At 69.6% G+C, this 25,626-nt stretch carries 23 protein-coding genes; 12 read left to right on the top strand and 11 right to left on the bottom strand.

The window, feature by feature from the left end; all coding sequences use genetic code 11:
- Nucleotides 1–457 precede the first annotated feature (457 nt).
- Together ACZ3HV_RS29435 and ACZ3HV_RS29430 are read right to left on the bottom strand one after the other, a co-directional pair.
- Entirely contained in the window at nucleotides 458–1,960 is a 1,503-nt protein-coding gene (locus ACZ3HV_RS29435) for an LCP family protein (RefSeq protein ID WP_465688772.1), read from the bottom strand.
- A gap of 87 nt (nucleotides 1,961–2,047) precedes the next feature.
- The gene (locus ACZ3HV_RS29430) at nucleotides 2,048–2,722 is read right to left on the bottom strand and encodes an SDR family NAD(P)-dependent oxidoreductase (protein WP_465688770.1); all 675 of its coding nucleotides are present in this window, start codon (nucleotides 2,720–2,722) and stop codon (nucleotides 2,048–2,050) included.
- 56 nt (nucleotides 2,723–2,778) lie between these two features.
- Between ACZ3HV_RS29430 and ACZ3HV_RS29425 the strand changes: the two genes are divergently transcribed.
- Nucleotides 2,779–3,726 carry an NAD-dependent epimerase/dehydratase family protein gene (locus tag ACZ3HV_RS29425; protein WP_465688768.1) on the top strand — a complete coding sequence of 316 codons (948 nt, stop codon included), beginning with the start codon at nucleotides 2,779–2,781 and terminating at the stop codon, nucleotides 3,724–3,726.
- A gap of 3 nt (nucleotides 3,727–3,729) precedes the next feature.
- Here the strand turns inward: ACZ3HV_RS29425 and ACZ3HV_RS29420 are convergent, their stop codons facing one another.
- Together ACZ3HV_RS29420 and ACZ3HV_RS29415 are read right to left on the bottom strand one after the other, a co-directional pair.
- A complete protein-coding gene (locus ACZ3HV_RS29420) occupies nucleotides 3,730–4,605 on the bottom strand; it encodes a hypothetical protein (RefSeq protein WP_360373116.1) in 876 nt (291 codons plus the stop codon).
- 33 nt (nucleotides 4,606–4,638) lie between these two features.
- Entirely contained in the window at nucleotides 4,639–5,571 is a 933-nt protein-coding gene (locus ACZ3HV_RS29415) for a GntR family transcriptional regulator (protein ID WP_465688766.1), read from the bottom strand.
- A gap of 94 nt (nucleotides 5,572–5,665) precedes the next feature.
- Between ACZ3HV_RS29415 and ACZ3HV_RS29410 the strand changes: the two genes are divergently transcribed.
- The 5 genes from ACZ3HV_RS29410 (at nucleotide 5,666) to ACZ3HV_RS29390 (ending at nucleotide 10,842) form a co-directional block, all read left to right on the top strand.
- Nucleotides 5,666–6,481, top strand: a complete 816-nt coding sequence (locus ACZ3HV_RS29410) for an ABC transporter ATP-binding protein (RefSeq protein ID WP_465688764.1) — start codon at nucleotides 5,666–5,668, stop codon at nucleotides 6,479–6,481.
- A 9-nt stretch (nucleotides 6,482–6,490) separates the two neighbouring features.
- Entirely contained in the window at nucleotides 6,491–7,462 is a 972-nt protein-coding gene (locus ACZ3HV_RS29405) for an ABC transporter substrate-binding protein (protein ID WP_465688762.1), read from the top strand.
- Nucleotides 7,459–9,543 (top strand): iron ABC transporter permease, encoded by a 2,085-nt coding sequence (locus tag ACZ3HV_RS29400; RefSeq protein WP_465688760.1) that lies wholly within the window; start codon nucleotides 7,459–7,461, stop codon nucleotides 9,541–9,543. Before ACZ3HV_RS29405 ends, ACZ3HV_RS29400 begins: the two co-directional genes overlap by 4 nt.
- 21 nt (nucleotides 9,544–9,564) lie before the next feature.
- Nucleotides 9,565–10,149 carry an HhH-GPD-type base excision DNA repair protein gene (locus tag ACZ3HV_RS29395; protein ID WP_465688758.1) on the top strand — a complete coding sequence of 195 codons (585 nt, stop codon included), beginning with the start codon at nucleotides 9,565–9,567 and terminating at the stop codon, nucleotides 10,147–10,149.
- 102 nt (nucleotides 10,150–10,251) lie between these two features.
- Complete coding sequence (locus ACZ3HV_RS29390; protein WP_360373099.1) at nucleotides 10,252–10,842, top strand: TIGR03086 family metal-binding protein; 591 nt, start codon at nucleotides 10,252–10,254, stop codon at nucleotides 10,840–10,842.
- On the opposite strand, the gene ACZ3HV_RS29385 is transcribed toward ACZ3HV_RS29390, so the two are convergent.
- The 3 genes from ACZ3HV_RS29385 to ACZ3HV_RS29375 all read right to left on the bottom strand — a co-directional run bounded on the left by ACZ3HV_RS29385 (nucleotide 10,792) and on the right by ACZ3HV_RS29375 (nucleotide 14,820).
- On the bottom strand, nucleotides 10,792–12,024 hold the full coding sequence (locus ACZ3HV_RS29385; protein WP_465688755.1) for an FAD-dependent monooxygenase: 1,233 nt from the start codon (nucleotides 12,022–12,024) through the stop codon (nucleotides 10,792–10,794). The two genes, ACZ3HV_RS29390 and ACZ3HV_RS29385, sit on opposite strands and share 51 nt — an antisense overlap.
- Before the next feature lie 113 nt (nucleotides 12,025–12,137).
- Entirely contained in the window at nucleotides 12,138–14,159 is a 2,022-nt protein-coding gene (locus ACZ3HV_RS29380; RefSeq protein ID WP_465688753.1) for an oxidoreductase, read from the bottom strand.
- A 118-nt stretch (nucleotides 14,160–14,277) separates the two neighbouring features.
- Nucleotides 14,278–14,820, bottom strand: a complete 543-nt coding sequence (locus tag ACZ3HV_RS29375; protein ID WP_465688751.1) for a PadR family transcriptional regulator — start codon at nucleotides 14,818–14,820, stop codon at nucleotides 14,278–14,280.
- Between the two features lie 170 nt (nucleotides 14,821–14,990).
- Between ACZ3HV_RS29375 and ACZ3HV_RS29370 the strand changes: the two genes are divergently transcribed.
- Both ACZ3HV_RS29370 and ACZ3HV_RS29365 read left to right on the top strand, forming a co-directional pair.
- Nucleotides 14,991–15,476 carry a cation:proton antiporter regulatory subunit gene (locus ACZ3HV_RS29370; protein ID WP_465688749.1) on the top strand — a complete coding sequence of 162 codons (486 nt, stop codon included), beginning with the start codon at nucleotides 14,991–14,993 and terminating at the stop codon, nucleotides 15,474–15,476.
- Nucleotides 15,477–15,479: 3 nt separating this feature from the next.
- Complete coding sequence (locus ACZ3HV_RS29365) at nucleotides 15,480–16,697, top strand: cation:proton antiporter (RefSeq protein ID WP_465688747.1); 1,218 nt, start codon at nucleotides 15,480–15,482, stop codon at nucleotides 16,695–16,697.
- 112 nt (nucleotides 16,698–16,809) lie between these two features.
- Here the strand turns inward: ACZ3HV_RS29365 and ACZ3HV_RS29360 are convergent, their stop codons facing one another.
- Genes ACZ3HV_RS29360 through ACZ3HV_RS29345 form a run of 4 tightly spaced genes read right to left on the bottom strand, consistent with a single transcriptional unit; the run spans nucleotide 16,810 to nucleotide 19,987 of the window.
- Nucleotides 16,810–17,433 (bottom strand): YdeI/OmpD-associated family protein, encoded by a 624-nt coding sequence (locus tag ACZ3HV_RS29360; RefSeq protein WP_465688745.1) that lies wholly within the window; start codon nucleotides 17,431–17,433, stop codon nucleotides 16,810–16,812.
- 41 nt (nucleotides 17,434–17,474) lie between these two features.
- A complete protein-coding gene (locus ACZ3HV_RS29355) occupies nucleotides 17,475–17,975 on the bottom strand; it encodes a methylated-DNA--[protein]-cysteine S-methyltransferase (RefSeq protein WP_465688743.1) in 501 nt (166 codons plus the stop codon).
- A complete protein-coding gene (locus tag ACZ3HV_RS29350) occupies nucleotides 17,957–18,511 on the bottom strand; it encodes a GNAT family N-acetyltransferase (RefSeq protein WP_465688741.1) in 555 nt (184 codons plus the stop codon). Before ACZ3HV_RS29350 ends, ACZ3HV_RS29355 begins: the two co-directional genes overlap by 19 nt.
- 6 nt (nucleotides 18,512–18,517) lie before the next feature.
- Nucleotides 18,518–19,987: an AlkA N-terminal domain-containing protein gene (locus tag ACZ3HV_RS29345; RefSeq protein ID WP_465688739.1), complete on the bottom strand. Its 1,470-nt coding sequence runs from the start codon at nucleotides 19,985–19,987 to the stop codon at nucleotides 18,518–18,520.
- Between the two features lie 135 nt (nucleotides 19,988–20,122).
- Between ACZ3HV_RS29345 and ACZ3HV_RS29340 the strand changes: the two genes are divergently transcribed.
- From ACZ3HV_RS29340 to ACZ3HV_RS29325, 4 genes are all read left to right on the top strand, one after another.
- On the top strand, nucleotides 20,123–20,863 hold the full coding sequence (locus tag ACZ3HV_RS29340) for an SDR family NAD(P)-dependent oxidoreductase (RefSeq protein ID WP_465688737.1): 741 nt from the start codon (nucleotides 20,123–20,125) through the stop codon (nucleotides 20,861–20,863).
- Nucleotides 20,864–20,893: 30 nt separating this feature from the next.
- Nucleotides 20,894–21,673, top strand: coding sequence for an LLM class flavin-dependent oxidoreductase (locus ACZ3HV_RS29335; protein ID WP_465688735.1), 780 nt, complete (start codon nucleotides 20,894–20,896; stop codon nucleotides 21,671–21,673).
- A gap of 73 nt (nucleotides 21,674–21,746) precedes the next feature.
- Nucleotides 21,747–22,757: a LacI family DNA-binding transcriptional regulator gene (locus ACZ3HV_RS29330; RefSeq protein ID WP_465688733.1), complete on the top strand. Its 1,011-nt coding sequence runs from the start codon at nucleotides 21,747–21,749 to the stop codon at nucleotides 22,755–22,757.
- Nucleotides 22,758–22,799: 42 nt separating this feature from the next.
- Nucleotides 22,800–25,469: a glucosidase family protein gene (locus ACZ3HV_RS29325; protein WP_465688731.1), complete on the top strand. Its 2,670-nt coding sequence runs from the start codon at nucleotides 22,800–22,802 to the stop codon at nucleotides 25,467–25,469.
- The last annotated feature ends 157 nt before the right edge of the window (nucleotides 25,470–25,626 follow it).

Raw genomic sequence — 25,626 nt, 5'->3', positions numbered from 1 at the left:
CGTGGTGGGTTCAGAGAGTCACCGGTGGCCGTGAACAAGCAATAACCTGTTCAAGGCCCCGAGTCCCCGCCACAGGTCCCCGGTTCCTGTCCAAGGCCCCGACAACCTGTTCAACCGCCCGACCCCGGGACTCCGCAACTGTCGGCCGTGGTGGGTTCAGAGAGTCACCGGTGGCCGTGAACAAGCAATAACCTGTTCAAGGCCCCGAGTCCCCGCCACAGGTCCCCGGTTCCTGTCCAAGATCCCCGGTTCTCGCCCGAGGCCCCCGAGCCCTGTCCGAGGTCCGGTTCCCGCCCACGGCTCCCGGTCCCCGCCCAAGGGCTCCCGGTTCCTGTCCGAGGTCCGGTTCCCGCCCACGGCTCCCGGTCCCCGCCCAAGGGCTCCCGGTTCCTGTCCGAGGTCCCCGGTTCCCACACCCAAGGCACCCAGGCCCTGGCCGCGGGCCCGGCGCCGGTTGTTAGTTCGGTTGGTCGCCGTTTGGGTGGTAGGCGCAGGCGTCTACGAGGTTCTGGGTGGGGCCTGGCGGCGTGGCCGGCGGGGCGACGGGATTGCGGGTTGTCTTCGTGGAGGGCGTCGTCGGCGGGGTGGCTGGGGCCGGGTCGGATTCGAGGGCGTTCTCGACGGTGTCGCGCAAGGCGTCGTAGTCGGGGTGCAGGTACTTGAGCCGCAGCTTCGCCACGTCGAGGGTGACGTTGGAGACGGTCCCCGACTTGACCTTCAGCGCGAGCTCGACCAGCGCGGGCAGGAGTTCCTGCGGGATATCGGTGCGCAGCAGGTGCTGACCGGCTTTGGCGATCGCCTTGTACTTCGTCACCAGCGTCTGCGGGTTCGCCGCGTCGACGATGCCCTTGATCGCGCACCGCTGCCGGATCTGCCGCTGGTCGTCGTCGGCGCCGTACCGGCCGCGGGCGAACCACAGTGCGTGCCGGCCGTCCAGGTGCTGGTCCGGTCCAGGCTCGATCCACTCCGACGGCGGGATGTGCGAGCTGCTGATCCCGCCCATCGCGACCCGCTCGTTGACGTTCACGGTGATCCCGCCGATCGCGTCGACGAGCTCCGGGAAGCCCTGCAGGTTGACCTGCAGGTAGTAGTCGAGCTTCAGCCCGACCGCCTCACCGACCGACTGCTTCAGGACGTCCGCGCCCTCGTTGTCGGACGGGCCGAGGATGCCGGGATGCGCGTCCGGCACGTTCTGGTACATCGCTGTCAGCATCCACTCCAGCCGGTCTTCGAGACTGAGGCCCTCCTCGCCGAAGCCGTTCGGGTAGTACTTGGACAGCGGCGAGTCCTTCGGGAACGGCATGAAGGTGAGGTTCCGCGGCAGCGAGATCAGCGCGGTGTCGCCGGTCCGGGTGTCGATACTCGCGACGATCACGGTGTCGGTCCGGACGCCTTCCCGGCTCGGCGCGTCGTCGCCGCCGAGCAGCAGCAGGTTCAGCCGCGGCTTGTCCTCCCACGGGTCCTCGACGTTGACCGTCGACGGCCGGGTCGCGCTCTTGCTCTCCGCCTGCGCCTGGAACACGTCCTGCACGAGGGTGCGCTGTGCGAGCGCGCTCTGTACGCCGATCGCCGCCGGTGCCGCGATCGCGAAGCAGAGCACCCCGACGAACATCGCCCCGACCACGCGGCCACCGACCCCACCTGTTGCCGGGCGCAACGACCGGTGCGAGGCGACGATCACCACGATCCAGAGGAATCCCAGGACCCCGATCGCCACCGAGGTCATCAGCAGCCGGCTCGGTACGACGGCCGCCGCGAGGATCTCGTCCCGCCGGGTCAGAGCGACGTACACACCCAGGCCGACCAGGCCCAGGCTGAGGGTGAGGATGAACGCACCGATCCGCCGGCGACCGCCGGCGATCAGGCCGAGTCCGGGCAACAGTGCGCCGAGTAGCGTCAGACTCAGCAGGTTCGGCATCGACCGTGGTCGCTTGCCTGCCTCGTGCGCACGTCTCCCCATGGCTCCCCTGTCGCCGTCCCCAGATCCAGTGTGCGTCAAGTACCCGCACCTGTACCTCCTCAGACGTGTTACAGGGCCAATCGGTTGTCAAACGGTCAGATGAGCACCAGCGAACCCGTCGACCTCGACCAGGGTCCGGATGACGGTGGCGATCCGGGCCGGCGGGGTCCATTTGGTGGTGTCGGCCTTCGGGCGCGCGGCCCGGTTGGCGGGGGTGTCGATGGTGCCGGGGATGATCGTGTTCACCCGGATGCCCTCATGCGCGTACTCAGCGTGCAGCGCGTCGGCGAACGCGATCACGCCGGCCTTCGCGGTGATGTACCCGGCCGCCCCGGAGAACGGGCGCTGCGCCGCGCCACTCGACGTACACACGATCGCTCCACCACCCGCGGCGAGCAGGTGCGGGAGGACCCCCTGAGTGATCAGGTACGTCGGGCGCAGGTTGAGCCGGAGTTGTTCCTCGAAGTCCTCGATCGGGGTCTCGTGCACTCGCGCGCCGGAGGCGAACCCACCGACCAGGTTGACCAGCGCGGTCAGCGGCGCGGCCTCGTCGGAGGCGGCCAGCGCGACGACGTCCGCCGTACCGACTGGATCGAACGGATCGGCGAGCACTGGGTTCAGCGCCGGGTCCGTGCCGAGCCGGGCCAGGGACTTCTCGGTCCGGCCGGGTACGACGACGCGCCAGCCGGATCGCAGGAACTCCGCGGTCACCGCGACGCCCAGCGCGCCGGTGCCACCGGCAACCACAACCGTGTTGGTCATGGCGGCAGCCTAATCCGCTCGCGACGGACGGGCCGCCGGGACTAGGTTGGGCGGTTGTGCGGATTCTGATGCTGGGCGGGAACGGATTTGTCGGGCGGGCGGCCATGGCCGACGCGCTGGCACATGGCGCGGAGGTCGCGTCTTTCAGTCGGGGCAAGAGCGGCACTGACCTGCCGCCAGAGGTGACGCAGCTCGTCGGGGACCGGGACACCGGCGACTACGAGGCACTGCGGACCGGTGAGTGGGATGCCGTTGTCGATCTGAGCGGCTACCAGAGCAAGCAGGTCGACGAGACGATGGACGTGCTCGGCGATCGGGTCGGGCGGTACCTGTTCGTCTCGAGCCACGCGGTCTACGTACGCGACCTCCCGGCGGGCACCGACGAGACCGCACTCCGGCGCCCGCCGATGCGCGCGGCCGACGTCCTCACCAACGAGACCTACGGCCCGTGCAAGGTCGCCTGCGAGGACGACGTGCTCGATCGGTACGGCGATCGCGCGACGATCGTCCGGCCTGGTCGGGTGACCGGTCCCGGTGACACTGCGAGCACGGTCCTCTACTGGGTACGACGTGGCGCGCGGGGCGGCCGGGTTGCGTTGCCGACGAAGGCGGAGCAACCGCTGCAGCTGACGGACAGCCGCGACCTCGGGCGACTCATCGTGCAACTGATCACGGACGAGCGGTCCGGTGCATTCAACGCGGTCGGTCCGTTCACCACGATCGCCGAGCTGATCGAACTCTCGGCCGACCTGGCCGGCACCACCGTCGAGCTGGTCCAGGTCCCGACGGACGCCGTACCGCCGCGCTTCCCGTTGGTGGAACCCGAGACCGAGTGGGGCGAGCGCCGGCGCAACCCAGCCAAGGCCCGAGCCGCCGGCCTGCCGGTCACCCCAGTTCGCCAAACCATCGCCGATCTCCGCACCTGGGACCAAGCCCGCGGCGAACCCGACCTCGGCTTCGGCCTGTCCCAAGACGACGAAGAGCGCTTGCTTCAGGACAGGTAAGACCTACTCCGGGAGGGCTAGGGTGCGGCCGGCGTCTCGGGCGGCGTTGATGGTTCTGGTGAGGGTGTCTTTGAGGGCGGTGGCTTCGTCGGTGAAGCCCTGGACGACCGACGTGTCGCCGGCCGGTTCGGTGCGGGCGAGGAGCTCGATGTAGCGGTCGCCGTCCTCCAACGCCGCCTCGGCGCGGAGGGCCGCGTCGGCGGACCGGACTCGGTCGGCATACCGGTCGAGCAGGTCGACCTTGCGTTTGATCGCCTCCACGGACAGGGCGAGCGCCCGGCGCTGCGGCCCGAGCACGGCCTCGAGCTCGGCGGTCTCCATCCCGCGCGCCACCTCGCGCTGCCGGGCCCGCAACGCGGTCTGCTCCCGCAGCACCTGCGCGATATCCCAGAGCTGTTCGGGCAGCACCAGCTCGTTCTTCACGTCATCGAGCAGTCCGCGCCGGGTAACTGTTGCCTCAAGCACCGTTTTCACCGCGCGCTGCGCCCGCCCGAGCAACCGCCCCGCAGCCTCGTCGAAGTCCACGGGCAGCAGGTACTTGCTGTGCTGCAGCCGGACCGACTTGTGCCCGCCGTCCTCGAGCATCGTCTTCACCACGACCCCGCCGGTCGCCACCACCGCGATCCCCGCCAGCGCCAGCGCGGACCAGGCGGCGACCTCCGCCGGCAGTGTCGACGCCATGACGATCAGCGCCAGGATCCACCCGCCGACGCAGACCGCGATCCACACCAGCAACGTGCCGAACGTGTTCGCCGGCGCGACCGACCACGAGGTCTCCCGCTTCGGCCGCGGCGCGTCCGCCGGGACGAACAGCTCGGGCCGGCGTTCGTACAACCGCCGTACGCCGGCCGGCACGTCAGGCGCGAACACGGGCTCCATCGCCACCTCCGCCTCGGTCGAATCCCTCGACACTCAGCGTAGCCGGGTGAAGCGTCTCTCCAGGCCGTCCAGGATGAGTTCGAGACCGAACTCGAACAGTCGGTCCAGGTCGTACTCGAAGTCGAAGTCGTCCGCGAGCAGGTCGCGGAACCCGGTCAGGTTCCCCGCGGTGACGAGCGCGGCCAGCTGATCGCCCTGCCGGTCGACCCACTCGTCCGCGGTCAGCCCGGTGTCCTGCTCGGCGTACGCCTCGGACTCCACCGCCAGCGCGACCCCGCGGACGTACGCGAACAGACTGATCGCGGCGTACAGCGCGTCGGTCTTTTCGACCCGGCCGAGCGCGCGCAGGACGGCATCGGTGTGCGGGAGCAGGTTCGGCAGCAGCTGCGGCCGGCCGAGGCTGATCGCACTCGCCAGCCAGAGATGCCGCCGGTACGCCGCCCACTGTGCCCGCGCGACCGCGGCGACCCCGTCCCGCCAGCCGGTCGGCTGCTTGCGCGGCAGCGGGTACTCCGCGATCGCGGTGTCGACCATCTGCAGCACCAGCGCGTCCTTGCCGCCGACGTACCGGTACAGCGCCATCGTCGACACCCCGAGCTCGGCTGCGATCCGCCGCATCGACAACGCGCCCAGCCCTTCGGCGTCCGCAATCGCGATGCCCATCCGGACGACCTCGGCCCGCTGGAGATCCAGACCGCCGCCGTCCAGCTGCGCCGCGCGTTGCGGGGCAGCACCTGGCCGGTTCGCGCGCGGAGGTGGACCGACCACCGTCCCGACTCCCGGACTCGGGTGCACAAGCCGCTCCTGCTGCAGCGCCTGCAACGCCTTCGTCGCGGTCGCCATCGCGACCCCGAAGTCGCGCACCAGCGCCCGGGTCGACGGCACCCGATCCCCCGGCCGCAGCTCCCCCGCCTCGATCCGCCGCCGGATCTCCGCCGCGATCAGCTGGTACGGCGCCTCGCCCATCAACCCTCCCGAGCTAGTACGCATACATCGTACGCGCACTAGTCGAGAACCCTGAACCTGACATGTCAGGTTAGGTAAGGCTATCCTCCTCCACATGCAGGAAACGGTGGGGCTGACGGGCGACGACCTGCGGCTCGGTTATCACGGCCACCTCGTGGTCGACGGCGCCTCGCTGCACATCGAGGCGGCCAGTGTGACCGCACTGGTCGGCCCCAACGGCAGCGGCAAGTCGACGCTGCTGCGTGCGCTCGCCCGCCTCCATCAGCCCGATGCCGGCCGGATCAGCTTCCCCGACGGCGGCAACGCCCTCGACCTGTCGGCGAAGGAGTTCGCGCGCAAGGTCACCCTGCTCTCCCAGTCGCGACCGACGCCCAACGGGGTCAGCGTTCGCGACGTCGTCGGGTACGGGCGGCACCCGCATCGCAGCCGCTGGCGCAACGACGACGCGGACGGCCCACGGGCGATCGCACACGCGATGGCCGTCACCGGCGTCACCTCGATGGCCGAGCGGGCCGTCGACGAACTGTCCGGCGGCGAACTGCAGCGCGTGTGGCTCGCGACCTGCCTCGCTCAGGACACCGGCGTCGTGTTGCTCGACGAGCCGACCACATTCCTCGACCTGCGGTACCAGATCGAGATCCTCGACCTGATGCGCGACCTCGCGGACGAGCACGGGGTCGCGGTCGGCGTCGTACTGCACGACCTGAACCAGGCCGCCGCGGTGGCGGATCGGATCGCACTCCTCGATCGGGGGCGAGTGCGTGCGACCGGGACGCCGGAGGAGGTCCTGCGCGCCGACGCACTGACCGAGACGTACGGCATCCCCATCGAGGTCGGCACCGACCCGGCCACCGGCCTGGTCACCACCCGCCCCATCGGCAAACACCTGTCCCGCGCCACGACTATCTGAGGTCAACTGATGAGACGAACCACTGCCCTGATCGCTGCTGCCCTGATCGTGCTGACGGCGTGCGGGACCAGCGAGCCCGCCGCGTCGAGCGACACCAGTGAGGCCGCCGCCCAACCGGTGTCGCTGACCGACGCGCGTAACAAGAAGCTCGACCTCAAGGCGCCGGCGACCAAGATCGTCGCGCTCGAGCGGGGCGCGGCCGAGAACATGGTCAGCCTCGGGGTGATGCCGGTCGGCGTCGCCGACACCAAGGGCTACACGAACTGGGTCACCGCAGCCAAGCTCGACCCGTCGGTCAAGGACGTCGGCACCCGGGGCGAAGCCAGCGTCGACGCGATCGTTGCCCTCAACCCCGACCTCGTCATCACCACCACCGACGAGGCCGCGAACACGATCGCGCAGATCGAGAAGGCCGCGCCGGTGCTCGTCATCCGCGGCGCGGACGCGGCCAACGCGATCCCGCAGATGAAGACCAACCTCGAGCTGATCGGCTCGGCGATCGGCAAGGCGGACCAGGCCCAGCAGGTCAACGCCGACTTCGACAAGGCGCTTGCCGACGGCAAGCAGAAGATCGCGGACGCGGGCAAGGCCGGCGAGGGCTTCACGATGGCCGACGGTTACAAGCAGGGCAGCACGATCTCGATCCGGATGTACACCACCGGCTCGCTGCTCGGCGCGGTCACCACCGAGCTGGGGCTGAAGAACGGCTGGGCCGGGGCCGGCGACAAGGACTACGGGCTCGCGCAGACCGACCTCGAGGGGCTGACCAAGCTCAAGGACGGCAGCTTCCTCTACATCGCCAACAAGAACGACGGTGGTGACGTGTTCGGCGGGGATCTGGCCGGGAACGCGATCTGGAAGAACCTTCCGTTCGTGAAGAGCGGCAGCGTGCACCGCCTGCCGGACGGCATCTGGATGTTCGGAGGCCCCAAGTCCACCGAGCAGTACATCGACGCCGCCGTCCAGGCAGTCACCTCTTGACCCAGGTCACCACCGCCCCGGCTGCGGTCGTACAACAGCCTGTACGGCGGGTTCGTGTTGCCGGGGTCTTCTTGCTTGCGGCGATCGCGATCGTCGTCTTGGCCGCGATCCATCTCACGCAGGGCACGTCGTCGGTGAATGCCGGCGACCTGCTCCGGCTGCTGGTCGGGCGTGGGTCCGACGACGCGGCCAACGTACTGGTCGCATCCCGGCTTCCCCGACTGCTGGCCGGCGTACTCGTCGGTGTGGCGCTCGGGGTGGCCGGCGCCGGTCTGCAGTCGCTGGCCCGCAACCCGCTCGCCTCGCCCGACACGTTGGGGGTCAATGCAGGGGCGTACCTGGCGGTCGTGGTGGTGGCCGCGTTCGGGATCTCGTTGCCCGTGCTACCGGCCGGCGGAGTCGCCTTCGTCGGCGGGCTGGCGGCTGCTGTTCTGGTACTGGCGTTGTCCGCGGGCGGCTCGTCCGGACCGACCCGGCTGATCCTGGCCGGGTCGGCGGTCGCGATGGCGCTGGCCGGCGTGACCACGTTGCTGCTGTTGCTGTACCGCGAGGAGACGATCGGCACGTTCGCCTGGGGTGCGGGCACGCTGGTCCAGACCGACCTGAACGCGGTCACCCAGATGGCACCCGTCGTTGCCGTCGGCATCATCGCGTCGTTGCTGCTGGCCTCGAAGCTCGACATCCTTGCCCTGGGCGACGACACCGCGTCGGTGCTCGGCGTGAACGTACGACGGGTTCGCGTGCTGATCACCCTGGTCACGGTACTGCTGGCCGCGGCCGCGGTCACGGTCGCCGGACCGGTCGGCTTCGTCGGTCTGGTCGCGCCGGTGCTCGTGCGGCTGATCGCTCCCCTGATCCCGGGGCTCCTGCGGCATCGGGTCCTGCTGCCCCTGTCCGGGCTGGCCGGCGTACTGATCGTCCTCGCGTCCGATGTCGTCCTGCGGGCGGCCTTCGGCGGTCAGGCCGGCGTCGAGATCCCGACCGGGATCATGACGATGGTGGTCGGCGCGGCCGTCCTGATCTGGCTGGCTCAACGGTTCCGCGACTCCGGACCGAGCCGCTCCCCCGGCGGTGCGGGCTCGGGGCTGCGCAGCCGCCGTACGTTCTGGATCGTGACGGCAGCGCTCGTCGTGCTGCTGGCCCTCGCTGCCGTCGGAGCAATGCTGGCCGGTGACGCGTTGCTGCGCACCGGTGACGTCGTCAACTGGGTCAACGGCCGCTCCGGGCGCGCGATCACCTACGTCCTCGACCAGCGCTTCCCGCGGGTCGTGTCGGCCGTTCTGTGTGGCGCCGCGCTCGCGATCGCCGGTACGACGGTGCAGGCGGTGTGCCGGAATCCGCTCGCCGAGCCGGGCATCCTGGGCATCACCGGTGGCGCCGGGGTCGGCGCCATCGCCACGCTCATCCTTTTGCCGTCGGCAAGCATCTGGTTGCTGTCCGGCATGGCCGCGCTCGCCGCGCTGGTCACCTTCGCCCTGGTCTATCTCGTTTCCTGGCGAGGTGGGCTGAGCTCGGACCGGCTGGTCCTGATCGGCGTCGGCGTCTCGTCCGCGGCGACCGCAGTCATCACGCTGCTGATCGTCGCGACCGACCCATGGAACCTCAGCCTGGCGATGACCTGGCTGTCCGGGAGCACGTACGGGCGAACGCTGCCGCAGGTCGCACCGGTCGCGATCGCGCTGCTCGTCCTCACCCCGTTGATCGTCCATGCCCGGCGCGAACTCGATCTGCTCGCGCTCGACGACGACGTACCGCGGATCCTCGGCGTACGCCTCGAACGGACTCGCCTGGCCGCATTGGTCTGTGCCGCGTTGCTGACCGCGGCCGCTGTCTCGGCAATCGGGGTGGTCGGCTTCGTCGGACTGGTCGCACCGCATGCGGCCCGCGCGCTGGTCGGCGGGCGACATGCCCGGATCCTGCCGGTCGCGGCACTGCTCGGCGCGATTCTGGTCAGCCTCGCGGACAGCCTCGGCCGGACCCTGCTGGCCCCGGCCCAGATCCCGGCCGGACTGCTCACCGCCCTGATCGGAGCGCCGTACTTCGTCTATTTGTTGTGGCGGACCCGGGTCCCGGCCCGCTGACTTCGTGTCAAGATGGGCGCCATGCTGCGCGAACTGCACCTCACCGGCAACCCGGACGCCGACAAGTTGCTCAACGACGACCCGTTCGCTCTGCTCGTCGGGATGCTCCTGGACCAGCAGTACCCGATGGAGCACGCGTTCTCGGGTCCGCTGAAGATCGCCAACCGGATGGACGGCTTCGACCTGCACAAGATCGCCGCCACCGACCTCGACACCTTCGTCGAGCTCTGTGTGACCCCACCGGCCATCCACCGGTACGGCGGATCGATGGCCCGGCGGGTCCACGCACTCGCCCAGCACATCATCGAGAACTACGACGGTGACACCGCGGGGATCTGGACCGCCGGCCGCCCCAAGCCCGACGGGCCCGAGGTGCTGAAGCGGCTGAAGGCGCTCCCGGGGTTCGGTGAGCAGAAGGCCAAGATCTTCCTCGCGCTGCTCGGCAAGCAGCGCGGGATCCAGCCCAAGGGCTGGCGCGAAGCGGCCGGCAGCTACGGCGACCGCGGCTCCCGCCGCTCGATCGCCGACGTCACCGACGCCGCCTCCCTCGGCCAGGTCCGCTCCTTCAAGAAGGCCGCCAAAGCAGCCGCCGCCGGGACGGCCTGACACCGCGCGGGTTGTCCCTTGTGCTCACCCGGGGTCCTGCCGAATCAGCTGCGAGCAGCCTATGCTCACTGAGGCGGCAGGCGGGTTACGGGAGGAGCGCGGATGGACATCCGGGATCTGGATCGGCGGGCCGGCGCGGTGCTCGGCGAGGTGGTCATGCAGGTACGGCCCGAGCACATGTGGTTCCCCACGCCGTGCCCGGACTGGACCGTCCGTGGTCTGCTCCGCCACATCGTCAGTGAGAACGAGGGTTTCGCGGCCGCGGCGGTGAATGGCACGGCGCCCACCCAGACCTGGAACGGCGGCCGGCTCGGGGACAACCCGGCCGGGGCCTACCGGCGGTCGAACGTGGGGGTCGCGGACGCGTTCGCCGACGGTGGCGCGCTGGACCGGCTGATGGAGGTCCGCGAGTTCGGCTCGTTCCCGCGCCGGATCGCGCTGACCTTCCACCAGCTCGACTGCGTCGTGCACGCCTGGGACCTGGCCAAGGCCATCGACGTCTCGTACGACGCACCGCCTGACATGGTCGAGATGGCGCTCGATCTGGCCCGCCGGATCCCGGACACCGACTCCACCCGCGGCCCGGGCGCGGCCTTCGAGCGCAGCGTCAAGGTGCCCGGCGACGCCTCCGACTTCGACCAGCTACTCGGCCTGCTCGGCCGCACTCCGGACTGGGTCTCCCCGCTCGACTGAGTAATCCGGCAGTTCGATGGCGTCCGGCTGACCGATGGCCATCTTGGCCAGCAGTCCGGCGAACAGTCGTGACGTCATCAGCCGGGTCGACGTGTCGCGCAGCCGGATGCCGAGTGCGCTCAGCGGCATCGCCATCTTGACCCCACCGGGCGGCAGTTCCATCCGCTGCTCGACGTACGCCTGCATCCGGGCCTGGTACGCCGGGAACGCGCGGACGTGATCGCCGTCCGCGGCAGCCAGCTCGCCCGCGAGGACATATGCCCCGACGAGCGACAGCGCCGTACCGTGTCCTGCCAGCGGTGAACCGCAGTACCCGGCGTCCCCGACCAGCGCGATCCGGCCGCGCGACCACTCCGGTACGACGACACGGCTGATGCTGTCGAAGTAGAAGTCGTCCGCGGCGCGGAGGTCGGCGAGGATGCGTTCGGTGTGCCAGCCGAGTCCCTTGAACCGCTCGACCAGCAAGGCCTTCTGCGCCGCGACGTCGTGTCGGTCATAGTTGATGACCGGTGAGCGGAAGCTCAGCAGGGCCTTCGCGGAGCGCGGGTCGTGATCGGGCCGCAGCCCGACCCAACGGCCGCCGGGAGCGGAGTGGATCTTCATCCAGTGGTTCAGCGACTCCGGGGCCTCGACAGTGAAGTACGACGTGTAGCCGCCGAGATGCCGGACGAACTGCTCCTCCGGTCCGAAGGCGAGCCGGCGGGTCCGCGAGTGCACGCCGTCGGCCCCGACCACCAGGTCGAATCGCCGCCGCGTCCCGCTCGCGAACGTCACCTGCACGCCGCTCGGATCCTGGTCCAGCTCGGTGATCGAGTCGCCGTACAGATATTCGACGTCGGTTGTCGCATCGGCCAGGATCGCGGCCAGGTCGCCACGGAGGATCTCGATCTCGGCGACCGGGCCGGCGCCGTCGAGCAACTCGGCCGGCATCGCGGCGGCCCGGCGCCCGTTCGCCCGGACGTACTCGAGACCGCGTTCGTGCAACTGCCGCTCGGCGACCGCGGGCAGCAGACCCATCCGGTCGGCCACGACCCGGGAGATCCCGCGAAGGTCCACGGTCTGCCCGCCGGGTCGCGGTGCGGGCGCGATCTCGACGATCGTCGGCGTGAACCCGTGCCGCCGCAACCAGAACGCCAGCGCCGGCCCGGCGATCCCGGCCCCGGAGATCAGAACAGTCTTCATGGTCCACCTCTCATCAGACTAGTGCGCGTACGCCGTACACGGTGCACTGCACTGCCCGCCTGAGGCCAGCGCGTACTAGAGCACTACGGTCTGGTGCTCTAGTACGCGTTCGGTCAGAGGGTGAGGGCGAGCCGGGTGGCCTGGTCGATGGCTCGTTCGGCATCGAGCTCGGCGGCAACGTCGGCGCCGCCGATGAGATGGACGGGCCGGCCGCTCGCCCGCAGCGCGTCGGCGAGATCGCGGACAGGTTCCTGGCCGGCGCAGACCACGATCGTGTCGACGGCGAGAACGCGCGGCTTCTCGCGCTGCGGCCCGAAGCTCAGGTGCAGGCCTTCGTCGTCGATGCGTTCGTAGTTGACGCCGCGGAGTTGCTCGACCTGCTTGTTCTTCAGCGCGGCGCGATGCACCCACCCAGTGGTCTTGCCCAGACCCGCACCGATCTTGCCGGGCTTGCGCTGCAGCAGATACACCTTGCGCGGCGAGGGCTCCGGTTGCGGCTTGGTCAGTCCGCCAGCCGTGATCGTCGGATCCGCGACACCCCACTCGGCCTTCCACGCGGCCAGGTCGAGCGCGGGAGACGCCTCGGTGGTCAGGAACTCGCTGACATCCACACCGATCCCGCCGGCACCGATCACGGCGACCGTGGTCCCGACAGGCTTCCGCTCACGGACGACCTCGACGTACGACAGCACCTTCGGGTGGTCGATGCCGGGAATGGCCGGGACCCGCGGTACGACGCCGGTCGCGAGCACGACCTCGTCGAAGCCGGCCAACTCCTCGGCGGTGGCGCGGCGGCCGAGATGCAGTTTCACGCCGGTCAGTTCGAGCCGGCGCCGGTAGTACCGGATCGTCTCGGCGAACTCCTCCTTACCGGGGATCTGCTGGGCGATCCCGAACTGGCCGCCGATCTCCGCATCGGCCTCGAACAGCTCGACCCGGTGCCCACGCTCGGCAGCCGTCACCGCCGCCGCCAGCCCGGCCGGTCCGGCACCCACTACTGCAATGTCCTTGGTACGCCGAGTCGGCAGCAACTGGAGCTCGGTCTCGCGGGCAGCGCGCGGGTTGACCATACAGCTGGCTTTCCGCTTGGCGAACACGTGATCCAGGCAGGCCTGGTTGCAGGCGATGCAGACGTTGATCTCGTCGGCCCGATCGGTCATTGCCTTGAGCACCCACTCCGGATCGGCCAGGAACGGGCGCGCCATGCTGACCAGGTCGGCGTCGCCGCGGGCCAGCACCTCCTCGGCGACCTGCGGCAGGTTGATCCGGTTCGAGGTGACCACCGGGATGCTGACGTGCGGTTTGAACGCGGCGGTCACGCTCGTGAACGCCGCGCGCGGCACGGACGTCACGATCGTCGGCACCCGGGCCTCGTGCCAGCCGATACCGGTGTTGATGATCGATGCGCCGGCCGCTTCGATCTCCTTGCCCAGCGCAACCACGTCGTCCCAGGTCTGGCCGCCTTCGACCAGGTCGGCCATCGAGAGGCGGTAGATGATCAGGAAGTCGTCGCCGACGCGTTCGCGAGTCTGACGGACGATCTCGACCGCGAGGCGGCGGCGGTTCTCCGGGCTGCCACCCCAGCGGTCGGTGCGCTTGTTCGTGCGCTCGGACAGGAACTGGTTGATGAAGTACCCCTCGGAGCCCATGATCTCGACGCCGTCGTACCCGGCTTCGCGGGCGAGCGCCGCGCAGTCGACGTACGCCTTGATCTGTTGGCGGACCCCGCGGTCGGAGAGGGCTCGGGGCTTGAACGGGTTGATCGGAGCTTTGAGGGCTGACGCGGAGACGCTGAAGGGGTGGTAGGAGTAGCGGCCGGCGTGCAGGATCTGCAACGCGATGCGGCCGCCCTCGGCATGGACGGCGTCGGTGAGCAGGCGATGCTTGCGGGCTTGGCGACGGCTGGTCAGCTTGGACCCGAACGGCGTGAGCCAGCCGGTGCGATTCGGGGCGTAGCCGCCGGTCACCATCAGGCCCACGCCGCCACGCGCCCGCTCCGCGAAGTACGCCGCCAGCTTCGGCAGATCTCTCAGCCGGTCCTCGAGGCCGGTGTGCATCGAGCCCATGATCACCCGGTTGGGGAGGACAACGTGGCCAAGGTCCAACGGTTCGAGCAAGTGCGGGTACGCGGTCATGGGGCCTCCCGGCCTGGACTGAGGAGCGGAGGGAGCGAAGCGACCGGAGCGACGAGGGAAGGCCGGGAGCCAAGGCCCCATGACCACGCCGGCGCCGAAGGCCCGGCCAAAAGCACTGTCATCGGTGGTCCTTCCGGAGGGCTTCGATCACTTCGTCACACCAGTCCACGAACGACTCCTCGGCCCGGATCCCGCCGCGGAGTACGAGGTACTGATGCAGGTCGCGGTCCTGCAGTTTGGCCGGCTTCGGGAAGTCCCGTCGCTGGATCCCCCGGTACACCTCGAGCCGCGTCGCATGCTCCGCCCGGTGCCGCTCGACCTCCTTCAGTACGATGCCTGGGTCGCCGAGCGACGCACCACGGAGCTTCACCCCGAGCCCATCCCGCAGTACGGCGGGATCGGCCGGCTCGGCCAGCCAGCGGGAGAGCTCGTCCCGGCCCGCCGCGGACACTCGATAGACCTTCTTGTCCGGGCGGCCCTCCTGGGCGATCTCCGTGTGCTTGACCCAGCCGGCCTCGTCCATCCGGCGCAGCACCCGGTAGATCTGCTGGTGCGTGGCCGGCCAGAAGTAGCCGATCGACCGGTCGAACCGCCGGGCCAGCTCGTATCCGGACCCGGCCCGCTCGCTCAACGCCACCAAGATCGCGTGCTCCAACGCCATACCTGGCACTGTACCTATGCAACTCGATGCAGTGCACCTGAGTGCATGACAAGTCACAGCACTCCCCTGGCGGACCAGGGAAGGGTGCCAGATCACATCCAGCGACCGGACCGGCTGTTCGGAGTTTGAGAGAATGGTTGCAGACGCCAGCTATCGCGGATCGAGGAATCATGGACCAGCAGGCCCACCCGACCAAGACGACGTTGCCCGGGATCGGCACCCGGTACGACCTGATCACCGACGGCGGCAAGCACGTCTCGGTGGTGGTGCACAACGACGGCCGGCGCTTCCTCGGCTTCCACGATCCCGATGACGACGACAACTGCAAGGACTCGGTCCCGCTCGGCTCCGCGGAGGCGGCCGCGCTCGCTCAGTTGCTGATCCCCACGCCACTCGACCCGGTGCGCGGCGAGATCGAGATCGACCTGGTCACCGAGCACATCCCGATCGCCGCCAAGTCGCCGTACTCGGGGCGCACCCTCGGGGACACCCAGGCCCGCAGCCGGACCGGTGCGTCGATCGTCGCGGTGCTGCGGCGGACCGGCGCGACCCCGTCGCCGACGCCGGACTTCCGGTTCGCGACCGGTGACACGCTCGTCGTGGTCGGTACCCGCGAGGGCGTGGACGCCGTCGCCGATCTGATCGCGGGTGGGTGACCGATGCATGAGAACATCACCGCCCTGCTGATCGAGCTCGGCGCGGTCATCCTTGCCCTCGGCATCCTCGGGCGGATCGCCGGGCGCCTCGGGTTCTCCCCCATTCCGCTCTACCTGCTCGCCGGCCTCGCCTTCGGACACGGTGGGTTGTTGCCGTTGGCAGCCAGTGAGGAGTTCGTTGCCACCGGCGCCGAGATCGGCGTGATCCTGCTGCTGTTGCTGCTCGGACTGGAGTACACCGCATCGGATCTGGTCGGCACGCTGAAGACGCAGTACGTATCCGGTGCGGTCGACTTCGTGCTGAACGCCGTACCCGGTGCCGCCGTCGCTTTGCTGCTCGGTTGGGGTCCGGTCGCCGCGGTCGCGCTGGCCGGCGTCACCTGGATCTCGTCGTCCGGCGTGATCGCGAAGGTGGTCGGCGATCTCGGCCGGCTCGGCAACCGCGAAACCCCCGTGGTGCTGGGGATCCTGGTCCTCGAGGATCTGTCGATGGCGGTCTACCTGCCGATCCTGACCGCGCTGCTCGCCGGCGCCGGACTGGCCGGTGGCAGCATGACGCTGCTGATCTCGCTTGGCACGGTCAGTGTCGTTCTGTTCGTTGCCTTGCGCTACGGGCGCGTGATCAGCCGGGCGGTGTCCTCGGGCAACCCGGAGATGTTGCTGCTCGTCGTCCTCGGGCTGACGCTGCTCGTGGCCGGGATCGCGCAGCACCTGCAGGTGTCGGCGGCAGTCGGCGCGTTCCTGGTCGGGATCGCGTTGTCGGGCGAGGTCGCGCACGGTGCGAGGAACCTGCTCAGCCCGCTCCGCGACCTGTTCGCCGCGGTCTTCTTCGTGTTCTTCGGGTTGAGCACCGACCCGGCCAAGATCCCGCCGGTGCTGGCGATCGCTCTCGGCCTCGCCGTACTCACCGGACTCACCAAGATCGCCACCGGCTGGTACGCCGCCCGCCGGGCCGGCGTGGGCACGGCCGGCCGCTGGCGAGCCGGCGGCACCCTCGTCGCCCGCGGCGAGTTCTCCATCGTCATCGCCGGCCTCGCCGTGGGGGTCGAACCCAAGCTGGGCCCGCTCGCAACGGCGTACGTCCTCATCCTGGTCATCCTCGGCCCCATAGCCGCCCGCTACACCGAGCCGATCGCCCGCCGCCTGACCAACCGCAAGACGCCAGGCGCGGACGCACCAGCCGCCGAACGCCTGGACACCACCGCCAACACCCCCACCTGACAACTACCCGGGCGCCCGGCGCCGAGCAGCTCCACAACCAGCGCCCACCTGACCCCACCCTGCTCACCCCACCTGTCGGGGCCTGACCCGCGCGCCCGGGACGTTGAACAGGTTATTTCCTGTGCCAGGCCCCCGGTTCCTGTTCAAGCCCCCGGCGGGTGCCGGGGTTGGCGGGGTGGTTGGCGCGGTGGTTGTGGGCGGCTTGGGTGACTGTTTGGTTGATGCGGCCGGCGCGGGTTTCCGGGCGTTTGGCGAGGGTTATCCACTCGAGGATTGTGCGGCGGGCTGAGGGTGGGAAGGCTTGGAAGTGCTTGTCTGCCAGGGGGTTCTCCGCCAGGGCGGTGGCTAGGTCGGCGGGGACGATCAGGTTCTGGGCGTCGGCGAGCAGGTCCCAGGTGCCGGTACGGCGGGCGTGGTCGATCAACTCCTGGCCGGGCTCTTCCATCAGACCGGCCGCCGTCAGGCGCTCGACGCGTTCGCGGTTGACCTTGCTCCAGGTGCTGCGCGGGTTCCGGGGTGTGAAGCACTGGTACGTCGTACGGTCGTCGCGCTTCACCGTCTTGCTGTCGATCCAGCCGAAGCACAACGCGTGCTCGACCGCGGTCGCGAGGTCGACCCCGGCCGCGTCGCGCCGGACGATCAGCCAGACCGACCCCCCGCTCCGCCCGTTCGCCGCCAGCCAGGCTCGCCATGCGTCCGCTGAACCGCAGTCCAGTGCCACCGTGTCGTCGATCATGGCTCGAGCATGCGCCGGATAAGTGCTCACCGAGTGAGCACTTAAAACAGGGCGTCGCCGCGTTCGTGGTCGAGGAGGGCCTGCTTGCGTTCGAGGCCGCCGCCGTACCCGGTCAGGCTGCCGGTCGAACCGACGACGCGATGACAGGGCACGATGATGCTGATCGGGTTCTTGCCGTTGGCCAGTCCGACCGCCCGGGACGCACCCGGCACGAGGCCGAGGGTTCGGGCGAGTTCACCGTACGTCGTGGTCTCGCCGTACGGGATGTCCCGGAGTGCCGTCCAGACCTGCTGCTGGAACGGCGTGCCGGCCAGGTGCAGTGGTACGTCGAACGTCGTCCGATCGTGCTCGAAGTACTCGGTGAGTTGCTCGGCGACCGTGGACAGAACGGAGTCGTCGCGGTGGCCGAAGGTCTCCATCGCCGGACGGTGCCGATGCTCGGCCATGTACAGCCCGGCTAGCTCGTCGGCGTCAGTCGCCACCAGCGTGAGCGGGCCGAGTGGGCTGTCCATCACGGCGTACGTCACTGCGTCGTCTCGCACTGCGCACGGCTGATCCGGTAGAGGACGTGCCGCTGCAACCGGTGACCGGCCGGCAGGCGGACGTGGTCGAAGTCGCCGGCCTCGTCGTGCGTCATCCCGATCCGCTGCATCACCCGTTGCGACGGCAGGTTGGTGGTCGCGGTGAACGAGACGATCTCATCCAGCCCGGCCGGGCCGAAGCCGTGCGCCAGTGCCGCCCGGGCCGCCTCGCTGGCATAACCATTGCCCCAGGCCCCTTTCGCCAACCGCCAGCCGATCTCGACCGCCGGCATGAAGTGCGCCTCGAAGCTCGGCACCGACAACCCGGTGAAGCCGATGAACTCACCGGTGTCGCGCACCTCCAGCGCCCACAGGCCCCAGCCACGCCCGTCGATCTCGGGAATGTTCCGGTCGATCAGCCCATCGCTCTGCTCACGCGTCTGCGGCGCCGGGAAGTGCTCCATCACCGCCGGGTCCGCGTTCAGGGCCGCGAACGGCTCCCGGTCGGACTCCCGCCACTGGCGCAGCAGAAGACGATCGGTGGACAACTCAGTCATGCTCACTCACTCCGGGATCTTGTTGATGGGGTGGTCACCGGTGGCCCACAGGTACTGAACGGCGTACGCACGCCAGGGCCGCCACGCGCGTGCGTGGTCGGTCAATGGTTTGGGGGCCTCCGGCAAGCCTAGGTCACGCGCGGCGTACCGGACACCTAAATCACTGGCCACGAACGCGTCCGGATCACCGAGCGCTCGCATCGCGATCGACTCCACCGTCCACGGCCCGATCCCCGGCAGTGCGGCCAGTTGCTCGCGCGCCTTGTCCCAGTCCGCACCGGCACCGAGGTCGATCTCCCCGGCCGCCAGCGTGGCGATCAACGTCGTCAGCGTCGTACGCCGGGACTTCGGGAACGCCAGCGTCTCCGGATCGAGCCCGGCCAGCGCCTGCATCGTCGGGAACAGGTGCGTCAGCCCACCGGCCGCGTCCTCGATCGGCTCGCCGTGCTGCAGCACCAGCCGATGCGCGTGCGTCCGCGCCGCGGCCGTCGACACCTGCTGCCCGAGCACAGCCCGTACGGCGAACTCCTCGCCGTCGACCGTGTGCGGAACCCGGCGCCCCGGGGCCTTCGCGATCAGCGGCGCGAGCACCGGATCCGTACTGAGCAGATCGTCGACCGCGACCGGGTCGGCGTCGAGGTCGAGCATCCGGCGGCAGCGGCTGATCGCGATCGCCAGGTCGCGCTGGTCGGTGAGCGAGAGCTGGCAGGCGATGTGGTCCGGCATCGGCCGCAACGCGACCACACCATGGCCGTGAGGAAACCGGAGCGTGCGCCGGTAGTGACCGTCGCGCCACTCCTCCACGCCCGGTACGCCGGTCGCGATCAGGTGACCGAACAGGTTGTCCGGGGTGAGCGGTGCGCGGAACGGCAGGCGCAGCGAGATCGTGCCCGGCGCGGAGGTCGCCGTACCTCGTCTGGCTCGGCGACGTAGCTCGGTCGGCTTGAGCGCGAAGACCTCCTGCACGGTCTCGTTGAACGTCCGCACGCTGGAGAAGCCCGCGGCGAACGCAACGTCGGCCATCTGCAGGTCACTGGTCTCGATCAGCAGTCGAGCGGTCTGTGCGCGCTGGGCTCGAGCGAGGGCGAGCGGTCCGGCGCCGAGCTCGGCCTGCAGCTGGCGTTGCACCTGGCGAACGCTGTAGCCGAGCTGTCCGGCCAGTCCTGGCACGCCGTCGCGGTCGACCACACCGTCCGCGATCAAGCGCATCGACCGGGCGACCAGGTCGGCGCGGTCGTTCCACTCCGGCGAGCCCGGGCTGGCGTCGGGACGGCAGCGCTTGCAGGCGCGGAATCCGGCCTGTTGCGCGGCCGCGGCGCTCGGGTAGAACCGCATGTTCTCGACCTTCGGCGGCACCACCGGACAGCTCGGCCGGCAGTAGATCTTCGTGGTCAGCACCGCGGTGAAGAACCAGCCGTCGAACCGCGCGTCCTTCGACTGGACCGCCCGGATGCATCGCTCCCTGCACTCGTACATGTGCTCCAGCATCCCTGCCGCCACCGACAGTCTCCAGCGATTTTGCGCCATCGAGGTATCGCGAGAATACGACGCGAGGATCTGCGGTCGGATTTCCGCCAGCTTCGCCGCACGCACCCCGGTGGACTTGAACACATGAACGAACTACAGGACCTGAAGGCACTGGTCACCGGCGGCACCCGCGGGATCGGGGCAGCCACGGCGATCGCATTGGCCGAGCGCGGCGCGGATGTGGCGCTCACCTACAACAACTCAGCAGATGCTGCCGCGAAGGTAGTGAAGGAGATCGAGGCGCTCGGGCGGCGAGCGTTCGCCCTCGCGGTCGATGCAGCGGACGCAGTAGCGGTCGCGGACGGCGTTCAGCGGGCTGCAGACCAGCTCGGCGGGCTGGACATCCTGGTGAACAACGCCGGCGTCGGCGCGATCGGCCCGATCACCGAGCTCACACTGGCCGACCTCGATCGCGTGCTCGCGGTCAACGTCCGCGGGGTGTACGCCGCCACGCAGGCCGCCGTACCGCTGCTGTCGGACGGCGGACGGGTGATCCACCTCGGGAGCTGTGCCGCGGGGCGCGTGACCAGCCCGGGGATGACGCTGTACGCGATGAGCAAGGCCGCGCTGGTCGGGCTCAGCAAGGGACTGGCCCGTGAACTCGGATCGCGTGGCATCACCTCGAACGTCGTCCAGCCCGGTCCGATCGACACCGACATGAACCCGGCCGACGGCCCGTTCGCGGCGGCTCAGATCGGCGACCTCGCCCTCGACCGCTTCGGCAAGCCAGCCGAGGTCGCCGCGGCGATCGCCCACCTGGCCGGGCCGCACGGCGCCTACGTGACCGGCACGGAGCTGACGATCGACGGCGGCCACACCGCCTGATTGTCGGTACCCGCCGCTAGCGTCACCGGCATGAAGTTCTCGGTGACAGTTGGCGCGGTGGGAGCGGGACGTGGCCCGCGCGGGCTCGCCGAGCTCGCGCGGGCTGTCGAGGACTGCGGCTGGGACGCGCTGTTCCTGGAGGACTATCTCGTCTATCAGGGCGACGCGTCCGAGCCGACGTACGACCCGTGGATCTGCCTCGCGGCGATGGCCGTGGCCACGTCGCGGATCAGGATCGGTACGACGGTGACCCCACTGCCTCGGCGACATCCCTGGAAGGTCGCGGCCGAGGCGGTGGCGCTGGATCACCTGTCCGACGGGAGAGTCATCCTCGGGGTAGGCATCGGTGATCCTGGGGATCCGTTCCTGCCGGCGCAGCCGCCTAAGGTGCTGGCGGAGATGCTCGATGAGGGGCTCGACGTGATCGACCGGCTGTGGACCGGGCAGCAGGTCAGCTTTGCCGGCGAGCACTACCAGCTCGACGGAGCTCAGCTGACCGCTCGACCGGTGCAGAGGCCCCGGATCCCGATCTGGGTGGGCGGCAACCTGCTGGTGCCGGCGGTGCGACGCCGGATCCTGCGGTGGGACGGCTCGTGCGCCTACAAGGGCAGTACCGACGCACCACAGCAGCTCCTCCCGGACGACGTACGAGGACTGCTCGCAGAGCGGGGTGACTTCACCGTGAAGGTCAGTGGCCGCGACCCGGCCGCGTTTGCCGCCGCCGGCGCCGCCTGGTGGGGTCGCTGGATTCCTCCGCTTCCGGCGGACGAGACGCTGGCGATCGTCAGGCAGGGACCGCCGACACTCTGAGCCGTTGACACGGCGCAGGTCGCAGGAGAGACTGCCGGTGTTTTTAACGTTCAAAACACCTGTGGGAGGTCGCGTGGCCACGTTGAAGCAGGTCGCCGCCCACGCCGAGGTGTCGGTGCAGACGGTGTCGAACGCGTTGAACGCGCCGCACCGGCTCCGGCCGGACACGCTCCAGCGGGTCAACCGCTCGATCGAACTGCTCAACTACCGGCCCAATCGTAACGCCCGCAGCCTGCGTACCAGCGCGGTCGAACTGATCGGGTACTGCGTCCCCGACTGGCCGAACCAGACCCACCTGGTGATGGACCAGTTCCTGCACGCCCTGTGCGCGGCGGCCGAGCGTACAGGCCGCCACATCCTGCTGTTCACCGCACCGCCCGGCGTCGACGGCATGCCTGTGTACGACGACCTGCACGCGCGCCGCCTGGTCGACGGGTTCGTCCTCTCGCAGACCGAGACCCACGATCCACGGCACGCCTGGCTGAAGGACGAGAAGATCCCGTTCGTCTCGTTCGGCCGGGTCTGGAAGGAGACCACCCAGCCCGGTCCGTGGGTCGACGTCGACGGTGCGGCCGGATCCGCGCTGGCGGTCCGGCACCTGCACGAGACCGGCCGGCGGCGGATCGCCTTTCTCGGCTGGCCGAAGTCGTCCGGGCTGGCCGAGGACCGCCTCGGCGGCTGGCGGACGCAGTGCCAGGAGCTCGGACTGCCCACCACCGGCCTGGTCGTGCGCTGCAGCGAGGACAGCATCGACGAAGGCGCCCGGGTCACCGCGGAACTCCTCGACTCCGGCAGGGCGCCGGACGGAATCGTTGCCCTGAGCGACATTCTCGCCCTGGGCGCGCTCCGCGAGCTCGGCCGCCGCGGCCTCACCCCCGGCCGCGACGTCAGCGTGACCGGCTTCGACGACTCACCCCTCGCCGACGTCGTCTCCCCCGGCCTGACCAGCCTCAAGCAACCGATGGACCGGATCGCCGCCGAGCTGATCGCGATCCTGACCGACCCGGCCGGCCTGGCCGACCCGTCGACCGAACGCCTGCTGCAACCCGAGCTCGTGATCAGGGGCAGCTCAGCCCCTGGCTGATCCGGCGCATCCCCCGAGCGCCGCGAGAAGGAGGAACCGCCAATGACTCCCTATCCCATCGTCCGACGCAGCACCGCTCCACCACGCCGATCCAGACCAGGACGCCGTACGGTCGGCATCGCCTTGCTGGCCACGGCCACCGTCCTGGCCGGCTCGGCCTCCGCGATCGCCGGCCCGACCACCGCCGGCTCGACCTCTACCGGTGCGGCCACCGCCGCTCGGGCCGCCGGATCATCCGAGCTGTCCGAGACCACCCGCCTGGCTGACCGGCGGTCGCTCGTCGTCGGTGATCGCGCCTACGCGATGGGCGACGAGAGCGGGCTCTACCCCGCCTCCGGCTGGCACATCCGCGGTGAGATGGGCGGCTTCTGGACCCAGCCGATCAAGCTGCTCGACGGTCTGTGGTTCGGCCTCGACGGCAACTGGCTCGGCAAGGACGTCGCGGCCGCGAAGTACACGAGCGGCCACGGCTACAGCCGGATCGACTACTCCGGTTCCGTCAACGTCCGCCGTACCGACTTCGTCCCCGACGGCATCCGCGCAACGCTCGTCGGCCTGACGCTCAGCTCGAGTACGGCGAAGACGGTCAAGCTCGCCGTGGACGCGCACTCCGAACTGATGCAGTCGTACCCGTGGGGCTGGACCACTCCCGGCGCGGCCGACGCCAACCTGCCGGACACCGGCGCCTACGCGAACGGTGCGCTGGGGTTCCGCGAGCAGGGCACACCGTCGTACCCGAACGCGACCGCTCACGACTACGCCGCGTTCGTCGGATCGTCCCTGCGTCCGACGAGCCACGCGCTCGGCCCGAACCACCGCGGCCCGCAGGACCCGGCAGTGATCTGCCCGGCCGACGGTACGACGCCCGCACGCTGTGACGACTCGCTCGTCGGCAAGGGCACGGGCGGACAGCTCACGTACGACGTCAACCTCGCACCGGGTCAGTCGAAGACCATCTGGTTCGCCGTGGCCGGATCGGACCAGGGCACGTCGGCCGCACAACGCGAGTACGGCAAGGCCCTGAGCAACCCGGACAAGTTGCTGAAGGCAAAGAGCGCCGAACGCGAGCAGATCGACGAGCAGTCCGCGGTGGACCTTCCTGGTGATCGTCTGCTGCAGCAGAGCGTCGAATGGAGCAAGCAGAACCTCGCCGACTCCGTCCAAGAGGCGCACAACCTGAAGATCCGGGACGTCAACGAGGGCAAGGATTACCCGGCCCCGGTTGGCACGGTCGACACCGCACGCTGGTTCGGCGCCGGCTTCCCGGACTACCCGTGGCTGTTCGCGACCGACGGTGAGTACACGGCGTACGCCGCTGTCGCCGCCGGCCAGTTCGACACGGTGAAGGAGCACCTCCGCGCACTGCGCGATGTCAGCGACATCCTGAACAACCGCAGCGGCAAGGTCGCCCACGAAGTGACACCGACTGGTGACGTGTACTTCGGCTCCAACCAGAGTGCGGGGAACACGGACGAGACGGTGAAGTTCCCGAGCACCGTCGCGCTGCTGTGGCGGTGGACCGGTGACGACAGGTTCCGCGACGAGATGTACGACTTCAGCGTCCGCAACCTGCAGTACGTCTACCGCGAACTGGACAAGGACGGCGACGGCTGGCCGGAAGGCCTCGCGAACGTCGAACGCGCCGGGATGGGCGTGGAGAAACTCGACAGCACCGTCTACCTCGCCCGTGGGCTGCGCGACCTGGCCGACCTGGCCGCGTCCAAGCACGACACCACCGTCCAGCAATGGGCGACCGCCCGCGCGACCGACCTCGAGTCCCGCTTCGAGGCGCAGTGGTGGGTACCGCAGGCCATGGGGTACGCCGACTCCGTCGACAACGCGGCGGACCCGGCGAACGACAACACGCCGATCTTCCAGCGGCACTGGATCGGTGTCACACCGATGGAGGCAGTCCTGGTCCGGCCGGGTCAGCCGAACTCGCCGCTCGCGTCCACCGAGCACGCGAAGACCGCTCTCGACCAGCGCGAAAAGCCTTGCTACACAGGAGAATTCGGCCTTTACCACACGGGCACCGGCCCGACCTCGGACCCGGCCGGCAACCCCGGTCCGTCCTGTGACCCGGTCGTGTCCCAGGTGAAGAGCGAGCGCGCCATCTTCGGCCTGAACACCTCGATCATGGCGGTTGCCGAAGGCAACTTCGGGCGGCTGGGTACGAGCCAGCAGCAGGTCTACACGACCGGCAACGCCCGGATCCAGCTCGACCCGACCGTGTGGGAGACGCCGGGCGCGATGCCGGAGATCGCTCCCTCACCCGACTCACCGGCGAACATCGGCCGGCCGTTCTACGACCGTTCGATGGCGCTGCAGGCGTGGGGCGCGTACGGCATCCTCTGGCCGGTGATCCACCAGCAGCTCGGCGTCGACCCGGATCTCGGGCACGGTCGGGTCACGGTGGTCCCGCAGCTCCCGCAAGGCCAGCAGAAGGTGGCCGGGAGCAACATCCGGGTCGGTCGCGGATCGGTCGATGTCTCCGCACGCCTTGCAGGTAAGGAATTGCGGACCGATGTCACCGTGAAGGGTGTCGGGGCAACAATCACGATCGGTGCTGTTCTGCCGACCGGCGCGAAGGTGAACAGTGTCACCCTCGACGGCCGGGCGGCGGCGTACCAGCTCGTCACGACGACACGCGGAGTGGAGGTGCGGGTGCCGGCGCACGGCGCGTCCTCGGCACTGAAGATCACTCTCGCCTGAGACCCCGGGGTCGTGGCCGGTACGGCACGGCCCCGGATCGCCGGTCGGTGCACATCCGTTCTGTGCGCCGGCCGGCTTTCAGTTGCCCGATCTCTCCGTTTGCCGGATCTTTCCGTTCCCGGACACGCTGTTATCGATACCTCGAAGTGTCGTTAGA

The sequence above is a fragment of the Kribbella sp. NPDC020701 genome (assembly GCF_055562215.1).
Note: the sequence above shows the minus strand (reverse complement) of the source record. Positions and strands in the feature narration are given on the sequence as shown.

Bases quoted from the DNA above. Each gene is read 5' to 3' on its own strand.
- ACZ3HV_RS29435 (WP_465688772.1), bottom strand. From the start codon at position 1,960: ATGGGGAGACGTGCGCACGAGGCAGGCAAGCGACCACGGTCGATGCCG.
- ACZ3HV_RS29430 (WP_465688770.1), bottom strand. From the start codon at position 2,722: ATGACCAACACGGTTGTGGTTGCCGGTGGCACCGGCGCGCTGGGCGTC.
- ACZ3HV_RS29420 (WP_360373116.1), bottom strand. From the start codon at position 4,605: ATGGAGCCCGTGTTCGCGCCTGACGTGCCGGCCGGCGTACGGCGGTTG.
- ACZ3HV_RS29415 (WP_465688766.1), bottom strand. From the start codon at position 5,571: ATGGGCGAGGCGCCGTACCAGCTGATCGCGGCGGAGATCCGGCGGCGG.
- ACZ3HV_RS29410 (WP_465688764.1), top strand. From the start codon at position 5,666: ATGCAGGAAACGGTGGGGCTGACGGGCGACGACCTGCGGCTCGGTTAT.
- ACZ3HV_RS29405 (WP_465688762.1), top strand. From the start codon at position 6,491: ATGAGACGAACCACTGCCCTGATCGCTGCTGCCCTGATCGTGCTGACG.
- ACZ3HV_RS29395 (WP_465688758.1), top strand. From the start codon at position 9,565: ATGCTGCGCGAACTGCACCTCACCGGCAACCCGGACGCCGACAAGTTG.
- ACZ3HV_RS29390 (WP_360373099.1), top strand. From the start codon at position 10,252: ATGGACATCCGGGATCTGGATCGGCGGGCCGGCGCGGTGCTCGGCGAG.
- ACZ3HV_RS29385 (WP_465688755.1), bottom strand. From the start codon at position 12,024: ATGAAGACTGTTCTGATCTCCGGGGCCGGGATCGCCGGGCCGGCGCTG.
- ACZ3HV_RS29380 (WP_465688753.1), bottom strand. From the start codon at position 14,159: ATGACCGCGTACCCGCACTTGCTCGAACCGTTGGACCTTGGCCACGTT.
- ACZ3HV_RS29375 (WP_465688751.1), bottom strand. From the start codon at position 14,820: ATGGCGTTGGAGCACGCGATCTTGGTGGCGTTGAGCGAGCGGGCCGGG.
- ACZ3HV_RS29370 (WP_465688749.1), top strand. From the start codon at position 14,991: ATGGACCAGCAGGCCCACCCGACCAAGACGACGTTGCCCGGGATCGGC.
- ACZ3HV_RS29365 (WP_465688747.1), top strand. From the start codon at position 15,480: ATGCATGAGAACATCACCGCCCTGCTGATCGAGCTCGGCGCGGTCATC.
- ACZ3HV_RS29360 (WP_465688745.1), bottom strand. From the start codon at position 17,433: ATGATCGACGACACGGTGGCACTGGACTGCGGTTCAGCGGACGCATGG.
- ACZ3HV_RS29350 (WP_465688741.1), bottom strand. From the start codon at position 18,511: ATGACTGAGTTGTCCACCGATCGTCTTCTGCTGCGCCAGTGGCGGGAG.
- ACZ3HV_RS29345 (WP_465688739.1), bottom strand. From the start codon at position 19,987: ATGTACGAGTGCAGGGAGCGATGCATCCGGGCGGTCCAGTCGAAGGAC.
- ACZ3HV_RS29340 (WP_465688737.1), top strand. From the start codon at position 20,123: ATGAACGAACTACAGGACCTGAAGGCACTGGTCACCGGCGGCACCCGC.
- ACZ3HV_RS29335 (WP_465688735.1), top strand. From the start codon at position 20,894: ATGAAGTTCTCGGTGACAGTTGGCGCGGTGGGAGCGGGACGTGGCCCG.
- ACZ3HV_RS29325 (WP_465688731.1), top strand. From the start codon at position 22,800: ATGACTCCCTATCCCATCGTCCGACGCAGCACCGCTCCACCACGCCGA.